The following is a 20,052-nucleotide window of genomic DNA, read 5'->3' on the forward strand; positions in this document are numbered from 1 at the left end:
ATATTCATGAAAATCGCCCGTACTCTCTTCAATGGCGGATTGCTGCTCTACGTCGCCTTGTTCTTCGCCTTCATCTATATCCCGCTTGCGCTCATCATCGTCTATTCGTTCAACGCCAATCCGGTGAACATGATGGTGTGGAGCGGCTTTACCACCGACTGGTATGCACAGGTGTTGGGCTTCAAGACAGGCGTTTCCGAAAGCGCGCTCTATATTGAATCGACCGACCAGCTTGTGGCCGCCGTGTTCAATAGCCTGAAAATCGCGATTTCAACGACGCTCATCTCGACCGTTCTCGGAACCGCTCTGGCGCTGGCCATGCATCGCTACAATTTTCTGGGAAAGCGCTTCTATCAGGTGACGCTTTTCATGCCGATGCTGATGCCGGATATCGTGCTGGGCATTGCGCTTTTGATCTTCTTCGTCAATGCGGGTATTCATCTGGGACTGACGACGATCATCATCGGGCAATGCACGTTTCTGATCTCCTATGTCTTCATCGTGGTTTCGGCCCGGCTGGCCGGTATGGACCGCACGCTGGAACATGCATCGGCAGATCTCGGCGCCAATGAATGGACGACGTTCCGCAAGGTCGTCATGCCCCAGCTCATGCCCGGCATTCTTGGTGGGGCACTGCTTGCCTTCATCATTTCCATGGATGACCTCGTCATCACCTATTTCATCGCAGGCGTTGATGTTACGACCCTGCCGATGTTCATCTTCGCCATGCTGCGACGCGGCATCAAACCGGAAATCAATGCGATCGCCGTCATGATGCTGACCTTCTCTTTCGTCGTGGCTTCGCTCGGTCTCTATCTTCGCTCTCGGAAGAAATAACATGACTTCACAGACACCTATCCGCAAACCGCGTGGCCGCGACCTCGGCATCCCTTTTACCGGGCGCACTGGCCCCAATAATGCGATCACCGATGTCGATGGCATCGGGGTCGGCTTCCAGACGATCATCGAGAACGAGCCGCGTCCAGGTCGCAAGCGTCCGGCGCGCAGTGGCGTGACCGCAATTGTACCGCATATGCAGTCGGAGACGCCGGTTCCGGTCTATGCCGGTATTCATCGCTTCAATGGCAATGGTGAAATGACGGGCACGCACTGGATCGCGGATGGCGGTTATTTCCTTGGCCCCGTCGTCATCACCAATACGCATGGTATCGGCATGGCCCATCACGCCACCACACGCTGGATGGTGGACCGCTATGCCTCGACCTACCAGACCGACGATTTCCTCTGGATCATGCCGGTTATTGCCGAAACCTATGATGGTGCGCTGAACGATATCAACGGCTTTCCCGTCACGGAAACCGATGTGCGCAAGGCGCTCGACAGCGCTGCTTCCGGCCCGGTGCAGGAAGGCAATTGCGGCGGCGGTACGGCTATGGTCACCTATGGCTTCAAAGGCGGCACGGGTACAGCATCCCGCGTTGTGGAGTTCGGTGGCCGCAGCTTCACAATTGGTGCGCTGGTGCAGGCCAATCATGGCCAGCGCGACTGGTTGACCATTGCCGGTGTTCCGGTCGGCAAGCATATGCGCGACGGCACCCCGCAAAGCCAGTTGCAGGAGCGCGGTTCCATCATCGTGGTGCTGGCAACCGACTTGCCCTTGATGCCACATCAGCTGCAGCGGCTGGCGCGCCGCGCCGCTATCGGTATCGGTCGTAACGGCACGCCGGGCGGCAACAACTCAGGCGATATTTTCCTGGCCTTCTCGACGGCCAATCAGCGCCCGATGCAACATCGTTCCGAGCCCTTCCTCCAGATGGAAGTCGTCAATGACGAACCGCTCGATCCTTTCTATCTCGCTGCAGTCGACAGCGTGGAGGAAGCGGTGGTCAATGCGATGATTGCAGCTGAGGATATGGGCGGGACTTCCTATGACCGTCTGCTCATTCAGGCTATCGACCACGACAAGCTGCGCGAAGTTCTGGCCAGCTATGGAAGACTGTCTGCATAAGGCAACAAACTGATCGTTGCTTGCAGTATAGAAAGCAGCGACAGACATGACGTCTGTCGCTGCCCCTTTGTGATGTTATCTCGACTGGAGGTCAGATCATCACAATGGCAATGCCGGATTGGGCTTTGCTTTTAAAACGACCGCTGAAAGCGAACTGTGCCGCCCCAGGCATCGTTGACGGTATTGTCGCGCACATCAGCTTCATAGCGCTTCCACTCGCCACCGAATTTGGTGTAGTTGACTTCCGGAGTGATGGTGAAACCGGGGACGATTTGATAGGCGATATTGGCCGCAGCAGCGGTCTTACCCCAATCATCATGCGCGCCTTGCAGATTGAAAACCACCTTGTCGGTCGCCTTGAATTTCAAGCCGCCCCATACTGCCCAGTCGCCGCCCCACTGGCCATACATCTGATCCGGATCGTCTTCCGAAGAATATGCGCCCTGCAGCCAGAGCGAAAAACGGTCGGTCAGATTGACGTCGCCACGGACCTTGGCAGCCCACGCTTCAATGACTGAGTCATAGGCCACAACACCTGCGATTGCCCCCCAGCCGCCCGCATATTTCAATCCGCCGACGACATGCGGTACATAGCCGTCAATGGTGTAATCGTGACCGTCGGGGTTGATATAGCCGCCGTCATTGTCACCGCCCTGTTCGAGGGCAATGACTGCGGAAAAGCCGCTGCTGCCTCCAAATGTGTACGAGATCTTGCCGGTGCGATAAGCGCCGGGTGAAACCACGTCATCATTGATGATATCGCCGAGATAGCCGGTGAAGGTGTGGAATTCCGAGTCGTCGATACCGACCCTCAGTCCGCCGAGTTCGATAAAGGCATATCGCAGGACAACATCCGAATCCGCATCACCATATACATCGCTGATGCCGGAACTGTTTGCCCAATAGTTGAAGCGGGTTTCAGTAAAAGTCTTCAAGGTGCCGAATTCGGTTTCCGAACCGGTCGAGGTGCGAAGCGCAAAGCGGGCAGTTTTGTCCCAGCCTTCGCGATCAATGCCAGAGTAGACATCGTCGCCGCCCTTAATATCGTAACGCAGATAGCCGTGGATACGCAGGCAGGTTTCCGTGCCGGGGATGTAGAAATAGCCCGTGCCATAGGCGTCGCAAACACGCATATACTCAACACCTTCAGGCTCTGGCGCGATGATTGCGTCGGCAGCATAGGATGAAAAGGAGATCATCGTCGCAGCCGAAGAGATCAGAACGGTCTTCATTTTCATAAGAGTTGCCTCGATTCAGCGTGAATTTTATGAGGCCCATTTATACATCCGTGACCGCGTCGCCTCAACAACGTAAAAAGTAATACATTCAATTGTTATTTAAATGTTGCAGCAATGATACCAATTACCACAATATATTATTATTTATACTTTTTATTTATATTAAATTGGTGCTAGTTTTATAATTATATCTAAATGATAATTGGTAAGCTAATTATACAATTGTCATTATTTTTCAAAAAGTTGCGATTTTTTGAATTTGATTGATAGTATAATCATTCATTTCAGAATGTGAGCTTTTAATCGTGCCTTGAGGGGCGAGTAATTGGAAAAGAAGTATTATCGATGGCAATTGACGCAGAAAAATTGACTTTGTTGCGGGATTTGATGGCAAATATACTTGTTTCCGCGAAAATATGGCGATCACTCGCAAACGAGGCGTTACTCGATCTCGGACTTGATTCGGGGATCGCGGCTTGCCTGTTCTGGATTGCGCATGTGGGGGATGGCGCCAAACAGATTGATATCGCAACGGAAATGGGGCTGACGGCGGCATCGCTGGTGCGGATGATCGATTCACTGGAGGCACTTCAGCTTGCGCGTCGCGAGGTGGATGAGAACAACAGACGAGCGAACAGGATCAGGTTGACCGAAGAGGGGCACCGCGTCGTTTCCATCATGCAAAAGCTCCTTGATGGTGTGCATCAGAAACTATTTCGTGAGTTTGAGAGCAGGGATATCAATACGGCCAACACGCTTTTGCGGCGAGTAATCAGCGAAAGGGCCTGATCGCCTACGTCCGAAGTGTTGCTGTGCATGCGGTCTCAGCAAATTTGTTGCTGAATGTTTCTCGCTTTCACTTGGAAATATTCAGTTACAAAAAAATAAGAAATACTCGTCGTGAAGCAGCTATAGTAGCGTGCAACAATATCTGCATGTTAAACGACACGAGTCTGAATGAGTGTTCCTCCGCATATACTGATTGTCGATGACGACCCGGAAATTCGATCACTGCTGTCTCGCTATATCAGCGAACAGGGTTTTCGTGTTTCTGTGGCGGGTGATCGGCGCGAATGCGAAAAGCGCCTCACGGAAACCAACCCCAATCTGATCGTGCTGGATGTCATGCTGCCGGACGGTTCCGGCCTCGATATTTGCAGACGGCTGCGGGATCGGGAGCCAAGTATTCCGGTCATCCTGCTGACGGCATTGAAAGAGGATGTCGACCGTATCATCGGTCTGGAAATCGGTGCTGATGATTATCTCGGCAAGCCGTTCAATCCGCGGGAGCTGACGGCGCGCATCAAGGCTGTGCTGCGCCGCAGCCAGCATGTTGCCTCAACGACGAGCGACGATGTGACGATTTTTCATTTCGGTGATTTCTCGCTCGACCCGCAATTGCGCAAGGTTGTGAAGCAGGATGGCGCACAGATCGAACTGACGGCGGCTGAATTTGACTTGTTGAAAGTGTTTGTGGAGCGTCCGGGACGCCTGCTGTCGCGCGATCAACTGCTCGATTTCACGCAGGGGCGTGGCCGTGGCCCGCTGGACCGTTCGATTGACGTTCTCATGAGCCGGTTGCGCCGCAAGCTGGATGATAGCCAGGCCGGGGATATTTTTAAAACTGTTCGCAATGGCGGCTATCAGCTGACCGTGCCCGTCAAGACATCGGTCGTGACGCGATGAACACGTTGCGCAATCGAATCGCGCTGTTGTTGATCTGCGCCATTGTCGCCGTTGTGGGGCTTGCGACTTTTGCGGCAGACCGTGTGCTCAGCCCGCCGTCGCGCGAACTGACATCTGATCCGCTGGCGCGCCAGATCATCCTGCTCGTTTCGTTGTTCGATAAGAACCCCGAGGAGGCGGAGAAGCTCGGTTTCACGCTTCAAAAGCAGCCGGTCGATAATGACGTCGATGAAAGAGGCACAAGTTTCATTTCACGCGCATTGGCGGCGAATGGCAAAAACTGGCCGCTGATTGTCAGTCGCGCGGATGCACCGAGGACAGAGAATGTTTCTGTCAAACTTGGTGAAGAGCAATGGTTGATTCTGCAAATCCCGCAGATGGGCCCACCGGATGGAGCGGCTCGGGTGCTGGCACTGTGGATCTGTCTGATCGTTCTGGGCAGTGCCGCCATTTCATTGTTTGCCGCCGACAAGATTACCAAACCGCTGCGCCTGCTGGAAGGCGCGGTCACGCGTATCGGGCCAGATGGCGTGCTGCCGCTGATACCCGAGACGGGATCGGGCGAGGTGCGAGCCACCGCGAAGGCTATCAACCAGCTTTCGACACGGCTTAAAGCCGCGATGGAAAGCCGTATGCGGTTGGTCGCTGCCGCCGGTCACGACCTGCGGACTCCCATGACGCGTATGCGGCTTCGTGCCGAATTCGTTACGGACGAGACGGAGCGCACAAAGTGGCTGGCCGATCTGCAAGAACTCGATTCTATTGCCGATAGCGCGATCCGCCTCGTGCGCGAGGAAGTGGACAGCAATGGTGCGACGGAGATTTTGCAACTCGACCGCCTCGTGACCGAACTGGTCACGGAATTGCGGGCGATTGGCTATTCGGCAGAGTTGCAGACAGCAAAAGTCACACAGCCCATTATGGTGCAGGCAAACCCGATTGCGCTGACACGGGCGCTGCGCAACCTGATGATCAATGCTGCAACCCATGGTCATCACGCGGTTGTGTCGAGTGTTGAGAAGAACGGCAAGGCAATCGTTCTTATAGAAGATGACGGACCGGGCATTCCGGAGGAGATGATGGGACGCATCTTCGAGCCGTTTTTCCGGGTGGATGCGGGACGCCGCAAAATGCATCCCGGTGCAGGACTTGGACTAGCTATCGCAAAGGAGATTATCGAACGCATGGGAGGGTGCATCGATATCGCCAACAAGACGCCGAACGGCATTGCACAAACGGTGACACTGCCGGTCGCAACCAAATCGCTCAGTAAACAAGGTCTATAGTATGGTTCAGCCGCTGATCTCCCATGGCAAGCCCCGCAGCTCCCTCCCAGGTGTGCGGTCTTTCGGAATGGCGCTCGCAGCCGCCTCGCTTCTGATAGTGTCGGCCTGTTCTCAAGAGCAATCCCAGAATGCCGCCGCCGGTGGTGCGCCCAAGCCGCAGGTCAGTGTTGTGACCTTGCAGCCGCAATCGGTGTCCATCAATGCGGAAATGCCAGGGCGCACGACGGCGTCGCTGGTGGCTGAAGTCAGGCCGCAGGTTGGCGGTATCATTCAGAAAAGACTGTTCACCGAAGGCGGCGAGGTCAATGAGGGCGACGCGCTCTATCAGATCGATCCCGCCAGCTATCAGGCTGCTTATGACAGTGCGGCGGCGGCTCTCCAGAAAGCGGAAGCCACTGTGCCGAGCGCACAATCCATGGTGACGCGCTATCAGGGCCTGATCAAGCAGAACGCAGTCAGCAAGCAGGACCTCGACAATGCAATCGCGTCGCTGGCGCAGGCCAATGCGGATGTTGCGGCTGCCAAGGCGGCGCTCGATACAGCGCAGATCAATCTCAATTATACGTCTATCAAAGCCCCCATCGGCGGGCGCATTGACCGGTCGACCCTGACGCCGGGCGCGCTGGTGACAGCCAGCCAGGATACGGCGCTGACCACGATCCGCACGCTTGACCCGATCAATGTCGATGTGACGCAATCGAGCACCAATCTGCTCAATCTGCGTCAGGCAATTCAGGACGGTCGTATCAAGATCAGCGGTGAAAATGTCACTGTTCGCCTGAAGCTCGAAACCGGTGCGATCTATCCGCTGTCGGGCAAGCTGGAATTCGCGGAATCTGCCGTGAGTGAAACGACGGGCACCTTCACGCTGCGCGCAACATTCCCCAATCCGGATCGCCTGCTGTTGCCGGGCATGTTTGTTCGCGCACTGGTTGAAGAAGGCGTCGCGCCCAACAGTTTCCTGGTGCCGCAGCGCGGTGTGACACGCAACGCCAAGGGCGAGCCGACCGGTCTGTTCGTCAATGCGGAAAACAAGGTTGAGGAACGTGTTCTGGAAGTCAGCCAGAGCGTCGGCAACAATTGGCTGGTCATCAGCGGCGTTGCCGCTGGCGACCGGGTTATTGTCGAAGGCTCGCAGCTCGTTCGCGCCGGTCAGGATGTCGAGCCAGTGGATGTAACCGTCGACGATACGACGGGCGAAGTGCGCGAGCGCAAGCAGGCTCAGGCGACGGAAGATTCCGCCACCCAGCTTGCTCAGGGTCAGGCAAGCAGCGCGGCGGTGAAGGAATAGACCATGTCGAATTTCTTCATCAACCGACCCAATTTCGCTTGGGTTATCGCGATCGTCATCATGCTTGGCGGTTTGCTGGCCCTCAATTCGCTGTCCATCTCGCAATATCCGCAGATTGCGCCGACAACGGTGCGCATCAGCGCCACCTATGCGGGTGCGGATGCCGAAACGGTCGAAAACTCGGTCACCAAGGTGATCGAGCAAGGCATGACCGGTATCGATAATCTGGATTACATGACGGCCAACTCGACCTCGACCGGGGCCGCAACCATTACGCTGACCTTCACCAGCGCTGCCGATCCTGATGTGGCGCAGATGCAGGTGCAGAACAAGCTGCAGCTCGTCCAGTCGCAGCTGCCGGAAATCGTGCAGAGCACCGGGATCACGGTCAGCAAGTCGTCGGAAAGCTTTCTGATGGTCATAGGCTTTGTCTCGACAGACAGAAAGCTGACGGCGAATGATCTCGCTGACTATATCGACAGCACGCTCAACGATACGCTGAAGCGTGTCGAAGGCGTTGGCGATACACGCATTTTCGGTGCTGGCTATGCCATGCGCATCTGGCTGGACCCGGACAAGCTTACGAAATACGCGCTCATGCCGAGCGATATCACCACGGCCATCGAAGCGCAGAACACGCAGGTTTCTGCGGGTCAGCTCGGTGCGATGCCCGCTGAAAAAGGCCAGCAGCTCAATGCGACGGTGACGGCCCAAAGCCGTCTTCAGACGCCGGAGCAGTTCCGCAACATCATTTTGAAAAGCACGACCGACGGTTCGCTGGTGCGGCTGAATGATGTGGCCCGCGTGGAGCTTGGCTCGGAAAGCTATACGAGCCAATCCAGCTATAACGGCCTGCCTTCGGGCGCCATCGGTATTTATCTTGCCACCGGCGCCAATGCGATCAGCACCGCCGAAGGCGTACAGACCGCCATCGGCAACCTTCAGGAAACGCTCCCGGCTGGTGTGGAGGTCGTTTATCCTTATGACACGACGCCATTCGTGCGCCTGTCCATCGAGGAAGTGATCAAGACGCTTATTGAAGCGATTGTTCTCGTCTTCATCGTCATGCTGGTATTCCTGCAGAATATCCGCGCGACGCTGATCCCTACACTCGCCGTTCCGGTCGTTCTGCTGGGGACATTCGGGGTGCTGGCGGTCTTCGGCTATTCCGTCAATACACTGACCATGTTCGCCATGGTGCTGGCCATCGGTCTTCTGGTGGATGACGCGATTGTCGTTGTGGAAAATGTCGAGCGCGTGATGGAGGAGGAGGGGCTTCCACCAAGAGAAGCCACGATCAAATCCATGGGCGAGATCACCGGCGCACTGGTCGGTATTGCAACGGTTCTCTCTGCCGTGTTTATCCCTATGGCCTTCTTCGGAGGCTCGGTCGGCGTTATCTATCGCCAGTTTTCGGTGACCATCGTATCGGCGATGATTCTGTCCGTGGTGGTCGCACTCATCCTGACACCGGCGTTATGCGCCACGCTTTTGAAGCCGGTTCATGGTCACGCGAAACAGCGCGGAATTTCGGGCTGGTTCAATCGCGGTTTCGACCGCACGACGAACGCCTATCGCAGCGGCGTCAGCGGGATTCTCTCACGCTCGTCGCGCTTCCTGGTGATTTTCGTATTGATCGTCATCGCCATGGGCTGGCTGTTCAACCGTCTCCCAAGCTCGTTCCTGCCGGAAGAAGATCAGGGCACGCTCATGACCAGCGTTCAGCTCCCCGTGGGCGCAACGCAGGACCGTACCGAGCGCGTCATGAAGCAGGTGACGGATTTCTATCTCAATCAGGAGAAGGATGCCGTCGAAGGCGTGATGAGCGTCATCGGCTTCGGCTATGGCGGGCAGGGACAGAATGTCGGTCTGGCCTTTGTGCGCCTGAAAGATTTCGAAACGCGCAAGACTGCCGATCTCTCGGCAAGCGCTGTTGCCGGACGCGCCATGAAATATTTCTCGACAATCCGCGACGGTAAGGTCTTTGCGCTTGCGCCGCCTGCCATTCAGGGTATGGGCAATTCGAGCGGCTTCGATTTCTTCCTGCAGGATGTCAATGGCGTGGGCCATGCCAAGTTGATCGAGGCGCGCAATCAGTTGCTGGCGCTCGCTGGCAAGAGCAGTCTTTTGTCCGGTACCCGCCCGAACGGGCAGGAAGACTCGCCGGAATTCGGCATCAATATCGATCAGGAAAAAGCGAGCGCGCTTGGCGTTTCTCTGGCCGATATCAACAGCACGCTCTCCACCGCCTGGGGTAGCGCCTATGTCAACGATTTCATCGACCGGGGACGCATCAAGCCGGTCTATATTCAGGGTGACAGCGCGTTCCGCATGCAGCCGGAAGATCTGGCCAAATGGCAGGTCCGCAATTCGGCTGGAACCATGGTGCCATTCTCGGCCTTCGCGACCGGCTACTGGAAATTCGGTTCGCCCCGGCTGGAACGCTATAACGGGTCGTCCGCTGTGGAAATTCAGGGTGCCGCCGCTGAAGGTGTCAGCTCCGGCGTCGCCATGGATGAAATCGACAATCTGATGAAGCAGTTGCCTTCCGGCTTCGCGCATGAATGGACGGGGCTTTCCTATCAGGAGCAGCTGTCCGGTAATCAGGCTGCGTCCCTTTATGCGATCTCGGTTCTGGTGGTCTTCCTGTGCCTCGTGGCGCTCTATGAAAGCTGGTCGATCCCGTTTGCGGTCATGCTGTCGGTGCCAATCGGCATCTTCGGCGCACTGCTTGGGGCGACGCTATTCGGCCAAAGCAACGACGTTTATTTCAAGGTCGGTCTTCTGACGACCATCGGCCTTGCTGCCAAAAATGCCATTCTGATCGTCGAATTTGCGATAGAGCGGCAGGCCGCAGGCATGGGGCTGGTAGAGGCGACTTTGGAAGCCTCGCGACAGCGCCTGCGACCGATCTTGATGACATCCTTCGCCTTTATTCTGGGCGTTACGCCACTGGCCATTGCAAGCGGTGCCGGTTCCGGTGCACAGAACGCAATTGGTATCGGCGTTATGGGTGGGATGATCGCCGCAACCGTGGTAGGTGTCTTCCTTGTTCCGCTGCTCTTCGTCACTGTTCGACGCGTATTCAAGGGCAAATCAAGTCAAACTCAACCGGTGTCGCCGCAGACGCAGACGGAATCAAACCATGACGACAAATGATCTTACCCGCGTTGCAGCGACTTTTGACCATAAGCCCTGCACCAGACAGGATCAGCGTGTCCGCCGCTATCTGAAAGTGCTGGGCACCCTGTGCCTCGTCGCCACCGTCAGTGGTTGTGTGGTTGGGCCGGACTATCAGTCGCCCTTGATCAATATGCCTTCGAACTGGGGCAACAAAAAGCAGCAGAAACCGGCCAAGCCAGCAGAGCTGGCCGAATGGTGGAAGCGGCTCAACGATCCATTGCTCAATGCTTTCGTGGAGGAAGCCGTTGCGGGCAATCTGGACGTTGCGACCGCCAAGGCCCGTGTGCGTGAAGCGCGTGCGACCTATCGCCAGTCGGTCGGTACATTGTTGCCATCGCTGGATGGTTCTGCTTCGGCGACTCGCAGCCGGACCGGCTCTTCGGTGGATGGCGCTGCGAGCACCAGCAACCAGTTCCAGGGCGGACTGGATGCAAGCTGGGAAATCGATCTGTTCGGCGCCAACCGCCGGTCGGTGGAAGCCGCGAAATACGGTATGGACGCCTCCGAGGAAGACCTGCGCAACACGCTCGTGACGTTGATCGGTGATGTGACGACCAACTATGTCGAAGCTCGCGGTTATCAGGCCCGTATCGCTCTGGCCCGACGGACTGCCGCTTCGCAACGCGAGACGGCAACACTGACGCGCAACAAGTTCGAGGCGGGCGCGTCCTCGGCGGTCGATCTTTCCAATGCATCGGGGCAGGCTGCGTCAACGGAAGCGAATATTCCAGACCTTGAAGCCGCTTACGCAGCTTCGGTGCATCGCCTGTCCGTGCTGACGGGCCGTGCGCCTGCTGCGCTTGCCGAGCGCATGAAGAAGGTCAAGGCGATCCCCAAGCCGAAACTGCCGATGCCGACCGGTATTCCGGCTGATATCCTGCTGTCTCGCCCGGATGTGCGGTTGGCCGAACGTCAATATGCGCAATACACGGCTAAGGTTGGTCAGGCGGAAGCTGCCCGTTATCCGAGCCTCAGCCTCACGGGCGATATTGCGACTTCGGCCACCAAGATCGGCGATCTTGGCAAAAGCTCGTCGATCAGCTGGTCGTTTGGCCCAAGCCTCTCGGTTCCGATCTTCAATGGCGGTCAGCTCAAGGCGGCTGTGGAACTGGCGGAAGCACAGCGCGACCAGTATTTCATCGCCTATCGTTCTTCGATCCTGACCGGGCTTGAAGAAGTTGAAAATGCGATCGTGTCGCTGGCGCAGGAGCGCATCAAGTCTTCCAAGCTTGCAACCTCTGCCGGTCATTATCGCGAAGCGGCATCGCTTGGACGTTCGCTCTATCAGTCGGGAACGCAGAGCTTCCTAGATCTTCTGGAAGCGCAGCGTTCGCTCTATTCGGCGGAAGATTCGCTGATCGCCAGCCAGGTTCTGATCACGACCGATTACATCGCACTCAACAAGGCGCTTGGCGGCGGCTGGAGCGGTGCCATCGAGGTTTCCAAACCGGAAGTGGTGGACGTGAATACGGGTCCACGTCTTCCGAAGAGAAAAGCAGTGGCGGCAGCCGCCAGCAACTAAACGCAAACCCGGTTATCCGGCCTTTCACCCGGATTGGCGATCTTATTCCGGCATCTGCTTCCAGCCTCACAACTGAGCCTGAGCAGATGCCGGAGTTGAAAAGATTGCTGGCAATTACAGATTTTTAGTGGATTTTTCGAATACGACACTTGATCATGCGGCCCGTCTGGCCGGTTTCAGAGGTCACATTCAATCCACGAGCAGATGCAAGGTTCCCTGAATGCGCTTTAAACGTCTCGTCGTCACGATCGCAGCCATCATCGCTGTGGCCGTATGCGGATATTTTTACTGGCGCAGCCAATCGGGATCACAGTCGCAGTCGATCATGACCGTCGCTGCGGCGCGGGGTGATATAGAAGTCACGGTGCTTGCCACGGGAACTGTCAAGCCTGTTCGTCTGGTTGCCGTCGGTGCGCAGGCATCGGGCCGTATCACATCGGTAAAAGTCAAGCTCGGACAGACCGTCAAGGCGAATGATCTCATTGCCGAGATTGACTCCACGACACAGAAAAACGATCTGCGAACCTCCGAGGCGTCGCTTGCCAATATGCAGGCGCAGTTGAAGGAAAAGCAGGCGACACTGGTGTTGAACCAGCAGACGCTGACGCGCCAGAAATCCATGCTGGCCAAACGTGCGGTATCGCAGGCCGATTACGACACGGCTGCCGCCGATCTGAATGTCACGCAGGCGCAGATTGAGTCTATCAAGGCCCAGATCAAGGAAGCCGAGGTCGCCGTCGAGACCGCCAAAGCCAATCTTGGCTATACGCAGATCACCGCGCCGATTGAGGGAACCGTTCTTTCCATCGTCAGCCAGGAAGGCCAGACGGTCAATGCAACGCAATCCGCGCCAACCATTGTTATTCTCGGCCAGCTCGACCGCATGACGGTTTATACGGAAATTTCCGAGGCTGATATTGTTCGGGTCAAGCCGGGTCTGCCGCTTTATTTCACGGTGCTTGGCGATCAGGACCGCCGCTATGAAGCAAGCCTTGAATCGGTGGAACCGGCGCCGGAATCGATCAAGAGCGACAGCAGTTTCAGTTCTTCAAGCTCGACATCGACATCATCGTCGACCAGCACCTCGTCGGAAGCGATCTATTACAACGGACTTTTCACGATCCCGAATGAAGACGGGCATTTGCGCACTTATATGACGGCGGAAGTCCATATCGTTCTCGGTCAGGAAAAGAATGTCCTGACCATTCCGTCTTCTGCTTTGGGCGCGCCCGATGCGGATGGTCGCTATACGGTCCGCGTGGTTGACGACAAGGGCGATATCACACGCAAAAAGATCGAGATCGGCTTGAACAACAAGGTCATGGTTCAGGTGAAGTCCGGCCTTGATGAAGGTGATCGCGTCATCAGTGGCGAATTGGCGGCAGGTTCGGCAGCGAGTTCCGGTTCGGGCGGTCGACGCGGCCCGCCGATGGGCTTCTGATCATGACGGAACCGTTGATCCGTCTCAGAAATGTCCGGCGGGAATATCCGTCGGGTGACAGCTCTATCGCGGTCCTCAAAGACGTCGATCTCACCATCGAGGCTGGCGAGATGGTCGCGATTGTCGGCGCGTCGGGGTCGGGCAAGTCCACCCTGATGAATATTCTCGGCTGTCTGGATCGTCCGACGTCCGGCAGCTACGAAATCAACGGGCGGGAAACCGCGTCCATGGATGTCGATGAGCTGGCCGCGCTGCGGCGCGAGCATTTCGGCTTCATTTTCCAGCGTTATCATCTGCTGCCCGAACTGACGGCAGTCGGCAATGTCGAGATACCGGCGATTTATGCCGGGATTGATCCGTCGACGCGCGCCAAGCGCGCCGGGGCCTTGCTGACGCGTCTTGGCATGGGCGACCGGATGCATCACCGTCCGGGTCAGCTATCTGGCGGCCAGCAGCAGCGCGTATCCATTGCGCGCGCGCTGATGAACGATGCCAGTCTCATTCTGGCCGACGAGCCGACCGGCGCGCTCGACAAGCACAGCGGCGAAGAGGTGCTGCGCATTCTGGGAGAGTTGCATGCCGAGGGGCGCACGGTCATCATCGTCACCCACGATATGTCGATTGCCAGCAGGGCGGAGCGCATCATCGAAATCAGCGATGGCGAGATTATCGCTGACCGCCCAGTGGAAAAGACCGAGATCGTTGAAAGCACCGTCAATCCCGACGATGCAGCGTCGACCCGCAAGCGTGCGCTGTCGCTCTACGGGCTGATGGGATCGATCCGCGAAGCCTTTCTTATGGCCTTGCTCTCGATGCGGGCGCACAAGCTGCGCACCTTCCTGACCATGCTGGGCATTATCATCGGCATTGCATCGGTCGTCAGCGTCGTGGCGCTGGGGCGCGGTTCGCAGGAACGGGTTCTGGCCAATATTTCCAGTCTAGGCACCAACACGCTGGAAATTTTCGCAGGTAAGGATTTTGGCGATGTGCGATCCGGAAAAATCACCACGCTGGTGGTTTCCGACGCGATAGAACTGTCCAAACAGCCTTATGTCGCGGCCGCAACGCCGACGGTCTCAACGAACAGCACGGTGCGTTTCGGCTCGCAGGAGTCCAATGCGCTGGTGAACGGTGTCAGCGAGCAATATTTTGTCGCCAAGGGCAGCAAGATTGCCGACGGGCAATTCTTCGACCGCGAAAGCGTGCGGACCACGGCGCCGGATGTCGTTATCGACCAGAACACCAAGAACGCCTTGTTTGCAGATACCAATCCAGTCGGGCAGGTGCTCTTGATCGGCAATGTTCCGGCACGAATTGTCGGCGTGATGGAGCCGCAGCAAGGCGGTTTCGGCTCGAACCAGAATCTGTCGCTTTATCTGCCCTATACGACTGTTCAGGCGCGATTTCTGGGAAGCAATTCGCTGCGCAGCATCACCTTGCAGGTCAAGGACGGAATCGATACGGCGCTGGCCGAGCAGTCAGTCACCGAGTTTCTGCTACAGCGCCATGGCACCAAGGATTTCTATATCCTGAATACAGACGATATTCGCAAGACGATCACCAGCACGACCCAGACGCTGACACTTCTGGTGGCGGCAATTGCCATCATCTCGCTGATTGTCGGCGGCATCGGGGTGATGAATATCATGCTCGTCACCGTCTCCGAGCGTGTTTCGGAAATCGGGGTGCGCATGGCGGTCGGCGGGCGGCAGAGCGATATTTTGCAGCAGTTTCTGATCGAGGCTGTGCTCGTCTGCCTGATCGGTGGCGTTTTGGGTATTCTGACGGCGCTTGGCTTCGGATTGCTGTTTAGCCTGATCAGCTCAAATTTCAGCCTGATCTATTCGACCACGTCGATTGTCGCGGCCTTCCTGTGTTCAACACTGATCGGTGTCGTGTTCGGCTATCTCCCGGCGCGAAACGCCTCGCAGCTCGATCCGGTAATCGCGCTTTCGAAAGGTTAGTGTCCGCCGCCGGTGATCTTTTGCTTGGTTCGCTTTATGATGAACCATACCAGCAGGATCACCGCCGGTATGGCGGCAAGATAGAGCCCCTTGAGCACCTCTTCATTGTGGTAATATTTGCCGAAGCTCTCCAGAAACATTTTGATGATGCCCAGCGCGTAATAGCTGATTGCCACGATGGAAAGGCCCTCGACGGCTTCCTGAAGTTTCACTTGCAGCGAGACCCGCTTTTCCATGGATTCGAGCAACAAGGCGTTCTGCTGTTCAAGTTCGACCTGAACGGAGGTTCGCAACAGATCGCTGGCGCGGGATGTACGCACCGCGCAATTCTCGATTTTCTTGTCGGCCTGATGGCAGAAGCGAACCGCAGGGCGAAAGCGGCGGTCGATGAAGACACCGAGCCGCTGATGGCCATCGAGCCTTTGCTCGCGGATTTCTTCCAGCCGGGCAAAAACCAGATCGGCATAGGCAGCCGTAGCACTGAAACGCTCACGCGTTTTGCCTGAGAAATCGATGATGTCTGCGGAAAGCTTGGCGATCCGGTCGAGCAGGGCGTCCTGTCTGCTGGTGCCTGCGCCCAGCTCGTCGACGATTGAACGTAACCGGCTGTCGAACTTGGCGCCCTGTACGAACGCGTCCTGCGCCAAGGGCAGGCTCAGAAGGGCCATCATACGATAGTCTTCAATTTCGAGAATGCGCCGGACCATGCGCCCGGTGCGGTAGTCATTCAGTGCGCGGTTCAGCACCACGATGCGCATCGCATTGCGCTCATTCAGGCGGAAGGTCGTCCAGACTTCCGCGTCGCCAGCGCCGACTGTTGAGGCCACCGCATCGGAATGCGAACCGAGCAGTTGCTTGGCGTCATGGGTGCCAGCCTTGCCGACCAGAACTTCCACCGAGGTGATGCGCTCGCCCGGCATCTTTCCGACAAGGTCGGTCCAGGTGGCGTCCTTTAGCGGAATGACATCCGGGTCGCCGTTCCACGGCACGACATAGGTGAGCGACACGAATTCGGTGTGCATTTCCCATTTGATCTGGCCGCTGGTCGTGCGGACGATACCGCTCTTTCCGTCGAGCGTATTGGCGCCATTGAGATCAAGCAGGGATTGCGGAATTTCGCTGATCGCATCCTGAACATAAAAGGCGTCATGCCAGACAACCGCAGGCGCGTCGAAATAGATCGACGGCCGTGCGTGAAGTTCGTTGTGGAGCTGCCGACGCATCGGATGGTCAATGATCATAGCCAGAATCCGGGAAGAGAGTTCTGACTATATTTAGCCATGAATTTCGATGCGCGGTATTTAAATATTGTTAGCGCCTGAAATAGACAGGCGCTTTATTGAATATTCAGGCGCTGAGCGTCGCCACGACCAGTTCATGATCGGAAATCGCAGCGCCGTCCCTGTCGATGGCTGCGACGGTTTGCGGTTCTTGTGCCGTGAAGCCACGCGTGAAAATCCAGTCCAGTCGGGCAAAAGGCGGTTGCGGTGTTCCATCTGGGCGGATGCGCTGCGTCTGCGCAAAATCATTGGCCGCTTCCCAGTCATAGCCCTTTTGGGTGAGCGCATCGAATAGCGGTTCGAACCGGGCTGGGTCGCGGGTTCCGTCCGGCAGGACATTGGTGTTGAAATCGCCGCCGATCACCACTGGCAAATCTCCGGCCAGCTTGTCGATAGCGTCGAGCAGACGAATGGTCTGGCGTGCGCGGTCTTCCGCGTCGCTCTTGCTTTCGAGATGCGCCGCGACGGCAACAATTGGTCTGTTCGCTGTCTCTATGCGGGTGGCTATCGCCATACGGCTGCCGAAGCGACCCTGACCGTCGGTTTCGTCGATCCACCAGACCCCGCCGTCGTCCAGACGGATGAGTGCGGCGTCGAGCAGAGGCAGGCGGCTCAGCACCGCATTGCCGTGAAAGCCAATGGAATTCGTCTCGTGTTTGTGCCATTCGCGCTCGCGCCGATCACCGAGACCCATTTCGACAAACTCGACGCCATAGGCGTAGGACATGCCCAGATCGCGGGCGAGGTCGGCCACCGTATGCCGGTTGCCGGAACGGGCCATGCCTATATCGGCTTCCGTTAGCAGCAGGATATCGGGCTGGTGCGCGGCCAGAAGCGCGACGGAGCCGGTATGATATTTGAGGCGCTCCGCATTCCATGCGGCGACCGACAGCATGCCGGTCTCAGCTGCCGGCGCTGTGGCATCATGCAGACTGACCTCAATGGATGACAATGACGGAAGCTGCGCGATCAGCCGCTCATGTTCTTCCATCGTCGGTGCTGCCTGTCGCGCGTCCTCCCAGAAGGATGAGGTCGGCATGTCGAGCGCTTCGACGGTTTGCGTTACGATGGACCGATCATTGCCTGCGCGGGTGGAAAAGTGCGGGTTCGTGAAGAAAGACTGAAAGTTCATCGCTGTTCTCACGCAAATGTAGTGGTCTTGGCTTTAGCCGCATTGTTCGCGGCAGCGGGGTCGATCAATGCGCCGGTTTCAACCGAATAAAGGTGGATCGCCTGCGGATCAATCTCGATGCCCACCCGTTCACCGGTTTTGAGATCGGCTGCTTCGGTCAGTGCGATGGCAAAGAGCGTCCCGTCGAGATCGGCGTGGACCACGCGGCTTGCCCCCAGCTCTTCAACAAAGTCGGTGGTGGCGATCAGTGCGCCCGGCTTTTCCGCCGAAACGAGGCGCGTCGATTCGGCACGAATGCCAAGCACCACACGCTGCCCTGCCAGCATGTTTACTTTCGCAGGCGGTACGGCAACGGACTGGCCACCATCGAGAACCAGAATGCCGTTGTCGCCGATCTTGCCTTCCAGCAGGTTCATCGACGGCGTGCCGACGAAATTGGCCACAAAGCGGCTTGCCGGCCGGTGATAGACCTCAGCGGGTGTGCCCACCTGTTCGACCTTACCCGCATTCATGACGATGATCCTGTCGGCAAGCGTCATGGCTTCGTGCTGATCATGTGTCACGAAAATCGACGTCGCACCGAGCTTGCGGTGCAGCCGACGAATTTCCGAACGCATCGCGATACGCAGTTTCGCATCAAGATTGGAGAGCGGTTCGTCAAACAGGAACACCTTCGGCTCGCGGATCATGGCGCGGCCCATGGCGACGCGCTGACGCTGCCCGCCTGACAATGCAGCGGGTCGACGATCCAGAAAGGCTTCCAATCCGAGGGTCTTCGCCACATCGGCAATGCGCTGATTGCGCTCGGCCTTTGAAACGCCCGACACTTTGAGCGCATAGCCAATGTTCTGCGCTACGGTCATGTGGGGGTAGAGGGCGTAGTTCTGGAAAACCATGGCGCAGCCGCGTGCACGGGGTTCCATCTGGTTGACGACCGTGCCGTCTATCGCGATTTCGCCGCCAGTGATTTCTTCCAGCCCGGCGACCATGCGCAGGAGCGTGGATTTTCCGCAGCCGGACGGGCCCAGAATGACGATGAATTCTCCGGATTTGATTTCGAGATCGACGCCGTGAACGACTGCGTTTTTGCCGTAGCTCTTCTTTACGCCGCGAATGGAGATCGGTGCCAAGAGAGTATCCTTTATTTCTCGGTGGAGATAAGGCCGCGCACGAACCAGCGTTGCATCAGAATGACGAGGATCAGCGGTGGCGACATGATGATGAGAGTTCCGGCCATGGCGACATTCCAGTCGGGCAGGCCGAATTCGGAGGGAATAAGTGTCTTGAGCTGCGTGACGGCGATGCCGAATTTTGGATCGGTGGTGATCAGCAGCGGCCAGAGATACTGGTTCCACGCCCAGACAAACATGATCGTGAAAAGCGCGATCATGTTGGGCCGCGACAGGGGCAGCAGCACATCCTTGAAAAAGCGGATCGCGCCTGCACCGTCCATCTTGGTTGCTTCGGCAAGTTCATCCGGGACAGTGAGATAGAACTGGCGATAAAGGAACGTGCCGGTGGCCGTTGCGACCAGTGGAAGCACAAGGCCGGTATAGGAGTTCAACAGACCCCATTCGAGCTTGATTTCAATGCCGAAGAGATGCGCGAACAGCCATGAAATGCCGGTATAGTCGAAGATCGTCTGGAACGGCTGCAAGGCGTTGGCGGCAATCGAGTAGGTGGGCACAATGCGCACTTCAAGCGGCAGCATCAAAGTGATGAAGATGATCCAGAAGATGAACTGGCGTCCGCGAAAGCGGAAATAGACAATCGAAAATGCCGCCATTGCTGAAAGGATCACTTTTCCCGCCGCAACAGCGGCTGCGAAAATGAGGCTGTTCAGCAGCTTGGTGCCGAGATCCGCACGCGCCCATGCGGTCTGGATATTTTCCCAGAAATGGGTGCTCGGCGTCAGCGGCATAGGTACTGTGTTGACGGCTGCGATGTCGAGTGTCGATGCAATGATGACGATTGCAAAGGGCAGCAGAGCGATGATGAGCCCGAGCACCAGGATCGCATAGCAGATGAAATTGAAGACGGGGGTGCGTTCGATCATGATC

The 20,052-nt window shown here is 57.0% G+C and carries 16 protein-coding genes; 12 read left to right on the forward strand and 4 right to left on the reverse strand.

Features of this window, described 5'->3' with window-relative positions:
• Positions 1 to 6 precede the first annotated feature (6 nt).
• The 12 genes from FHW00_RS02570 (at position 7) to FHW00_RS02620 (ending at position 15,580) form a co-directional block, all read left to right on the forward strand.
• Positions 7 to 837: an ABC transporter permease gene (locus FHW00_RS02570; protein WP_078336748.1), complete on the forward strand. Its 831-nt coding sequence runs from the start codon at positions 7 to 9 to the stop codon at positions 835 to 837.
• 1 nt (position 838) lies between these two features.
• Entirely contained in the window at positions 839 to 1,969 is a 1,131-nt protein-coding gene (locus FHW00_RS02575) for a DmpA family aminopeptidase (protein ID WP_078336749.1), read from the forward strand.
• A gap of 317 nt (positions 1,970 to 2,286) precedes the next feature.
• Positions 2,287 to 2,487 (forward strand): hypothetical protein, encoded by a 201-nt coding sequence (locus FHW00_RS24480; RefSeq protein WP_445557856.1) that lies wholly within the window; start codon positions 2,287 to 2,289, stop codon positions 2,485 to 2,487.
• 264 nt (positions 2,488 to 2,751) lie between these two features.
• Positions 2,752 to 3,156 carry a hypothetical protein gene (locus tag FHW00_RS24485; RefSeq protein WP_445557842.1) on the forward strand — a complete coding sequence of 135 codons (405 nt, stop codon included), beginning with the start codon at positions 2,752 to 2,754 and terminating at the stop codon, positions 3,154 to 3,156.
• A 396-nt stretch (positions 3,157 to 3,552) separates the two neighbouring features.
• Positions 3,553 to 3,996 (forward strand): MarR family winged helix-turn-helix transcriptional regulator, encoded by a 444-nt coding sequence (locus tag FHW00_RS02585; protein ID WP_078336751.1) that lies wholly within the window; start codon positions 3,553 to 3,555, stop codon positions 3,994 to 3,996.
• A gap of 168 nt (positions 3,997 to 4,164) precedes the next feature.
• Positions 4,165 to 4,893, forward strand: a complete 729-nt coding sequence (locus tag FHW00_RS02590; RefSeq protein WP_078336752.1) for a response regulator — start codon at positions 4,165 to 4,167, stop codon at positions 4,891 to 4,893.
• A complete protein-coding gene (locus FHW00_RS02595; RefSeq protein WP_078336753.1) occupies positions 4,890 to 6,179 on the forward strand; it encodes an ATP-binding protein in 1,290 nt (429 codons plus the stop codon). Before FHW00_RS02590 ends, FHW00_RS02595 begins: the two co-directional genes overlap by 4 nt.
• Before the next feature lie 67 nt (positions 6,180 to 6,246).
• Positions 6,247 to 7,470 (forward strand): efflux RND transporter periplasmic adaptor subunit, encoded by a 1,224-nt coding sequence (locus tag FHW00_RS02600; RefSeq protein ID WP_113533504.1) that lies wholly within the window; start codon positions 6,247 to 6,249, stop codon positions 7,468 to 7,470.
• Positions 7,471 to 7,473: 3 nt separating this feature from the next.
• Positions 7,474 to 10,629, forward strand: coding sequence for an efflux RND transporter permease subunit (locus FHW00_RS02605; protein WP_078336755.1), 3,156 nt, complete (start codon positions 7,474 to 7,476; stop codon positions 10,627 to 10,629).
• Entirely contained in the window at positions 10,616 to 12,175 is a 1,560-nt protein-coding gene (locus FHW00_RS02610) for an efflux transporter outer membrane subunit (RefSeq protein ID WP_078336756.1), read from the forward strand. Before FHW00_RS02605 ends, FHW00_RS02610 begins: the two co-directional genes overlap by 14 nt.
• Before the next feature lie 220 nt (positions 12,176 to 12,395).
• Positions 12,396 to 13,616 carry an efflux RND transporter periplasmic adaptor subunit gene (locus FHW00_RS02615; RefSeq protein WP_113533408.1) on the forward strand — a complete coding sequence of 407 codons (1,221 nt, stop codon included), beginning with the start codon at positions 12,396 to 12,398 and terminating at the stop codon, positions 13,614 to 13,616.
• A 2-nt stretch (positions 13,617 to 13,618) separates the two neighbouring features.
• On the forward strand, positions 13,619 to 15,580 hold the full coding sequence (locus FHW00_RS02620) for a MacB family efflux pump subunit (RefSeq protein ID WP_078336757.1): 1,962 nt from the start codon (positions 13,619 to 13,621) through the stop codon (positions 15,578 to 15,580).
• On the opposite strand, the gene FHW00_RS02625 is transcribed toward FHW00_RS02620, so the two are convergent.
• From FHW00_RS02625 to FHW00_RS02640, 4 genes are all read right to left on the reverse strand, one after another.
• Complete coding sequence (locus FHW00_RS02625) at positions 15,577 to 16,821, reverse strand: DUF3422 domain-containing protein (protein WP_078336758.1); 1,245 nt, start codon at positions 16,819 to 16,821, stop codon at positions 15,577 to 15,579. The genes FHW00_RS02620 and FHW00_RS02625 overlap by 4 nt on opposite strands.
• Positions 16,822 to 16,927: 106 nt before the next feature.
• Positions 16,928 to 17,992, reverse strand: a complete 1,065-nt coding sequence (locus tag FHW00_RS02630) for an endonuclease/exonuclease/phosphatase family protein (RefSeq protein WP_078336759.1) — start codon at positions 17,990 to 17,992, stop codon at positions 16,928 to 16,930.
• A gap of 8 nt (positions 17,993 to 18,000) precedes the next feature.
• Complete coding sequence (ugpC, locus tag FHW00_RS02635; RefSeq protein ID WP_078336760.1) at positions 18,001 to 19,122, reverse strand: sn-glycerol-3-phosphate ABC transporter ATP-binding protein UgpC; 1,122 nt, start codon at positions 19,120 to 19,122, stop codon at positions 18,001 to 18,003.
• An 11-nt stretch (positions 19,123 to 19,133) separates the two neighbouring features.
• Positions 19,134 to 20,048: an ABC transporter permease subunit gene (locus FHW00_RS02640; RefSeq protein ID WP_078336761.1), complete on the reverse strand. Its 915-nt coding sequence runs from the start codon at positions 20,046 to 20,048 to the stop codon at positions 19,134 to 19,136.
• Positions 20,049 to 20,052 lie beyond the last annotated feature (4 nt).

This window comes from Ochrobactrum sp. P6BSIII, from assembly GCF_014138065.1.
Lineage (GTDB): Bacteria > Pseudomonadota > Alphaproteobacteria > Rhizobiales > Rhizobiaceae > Brucella.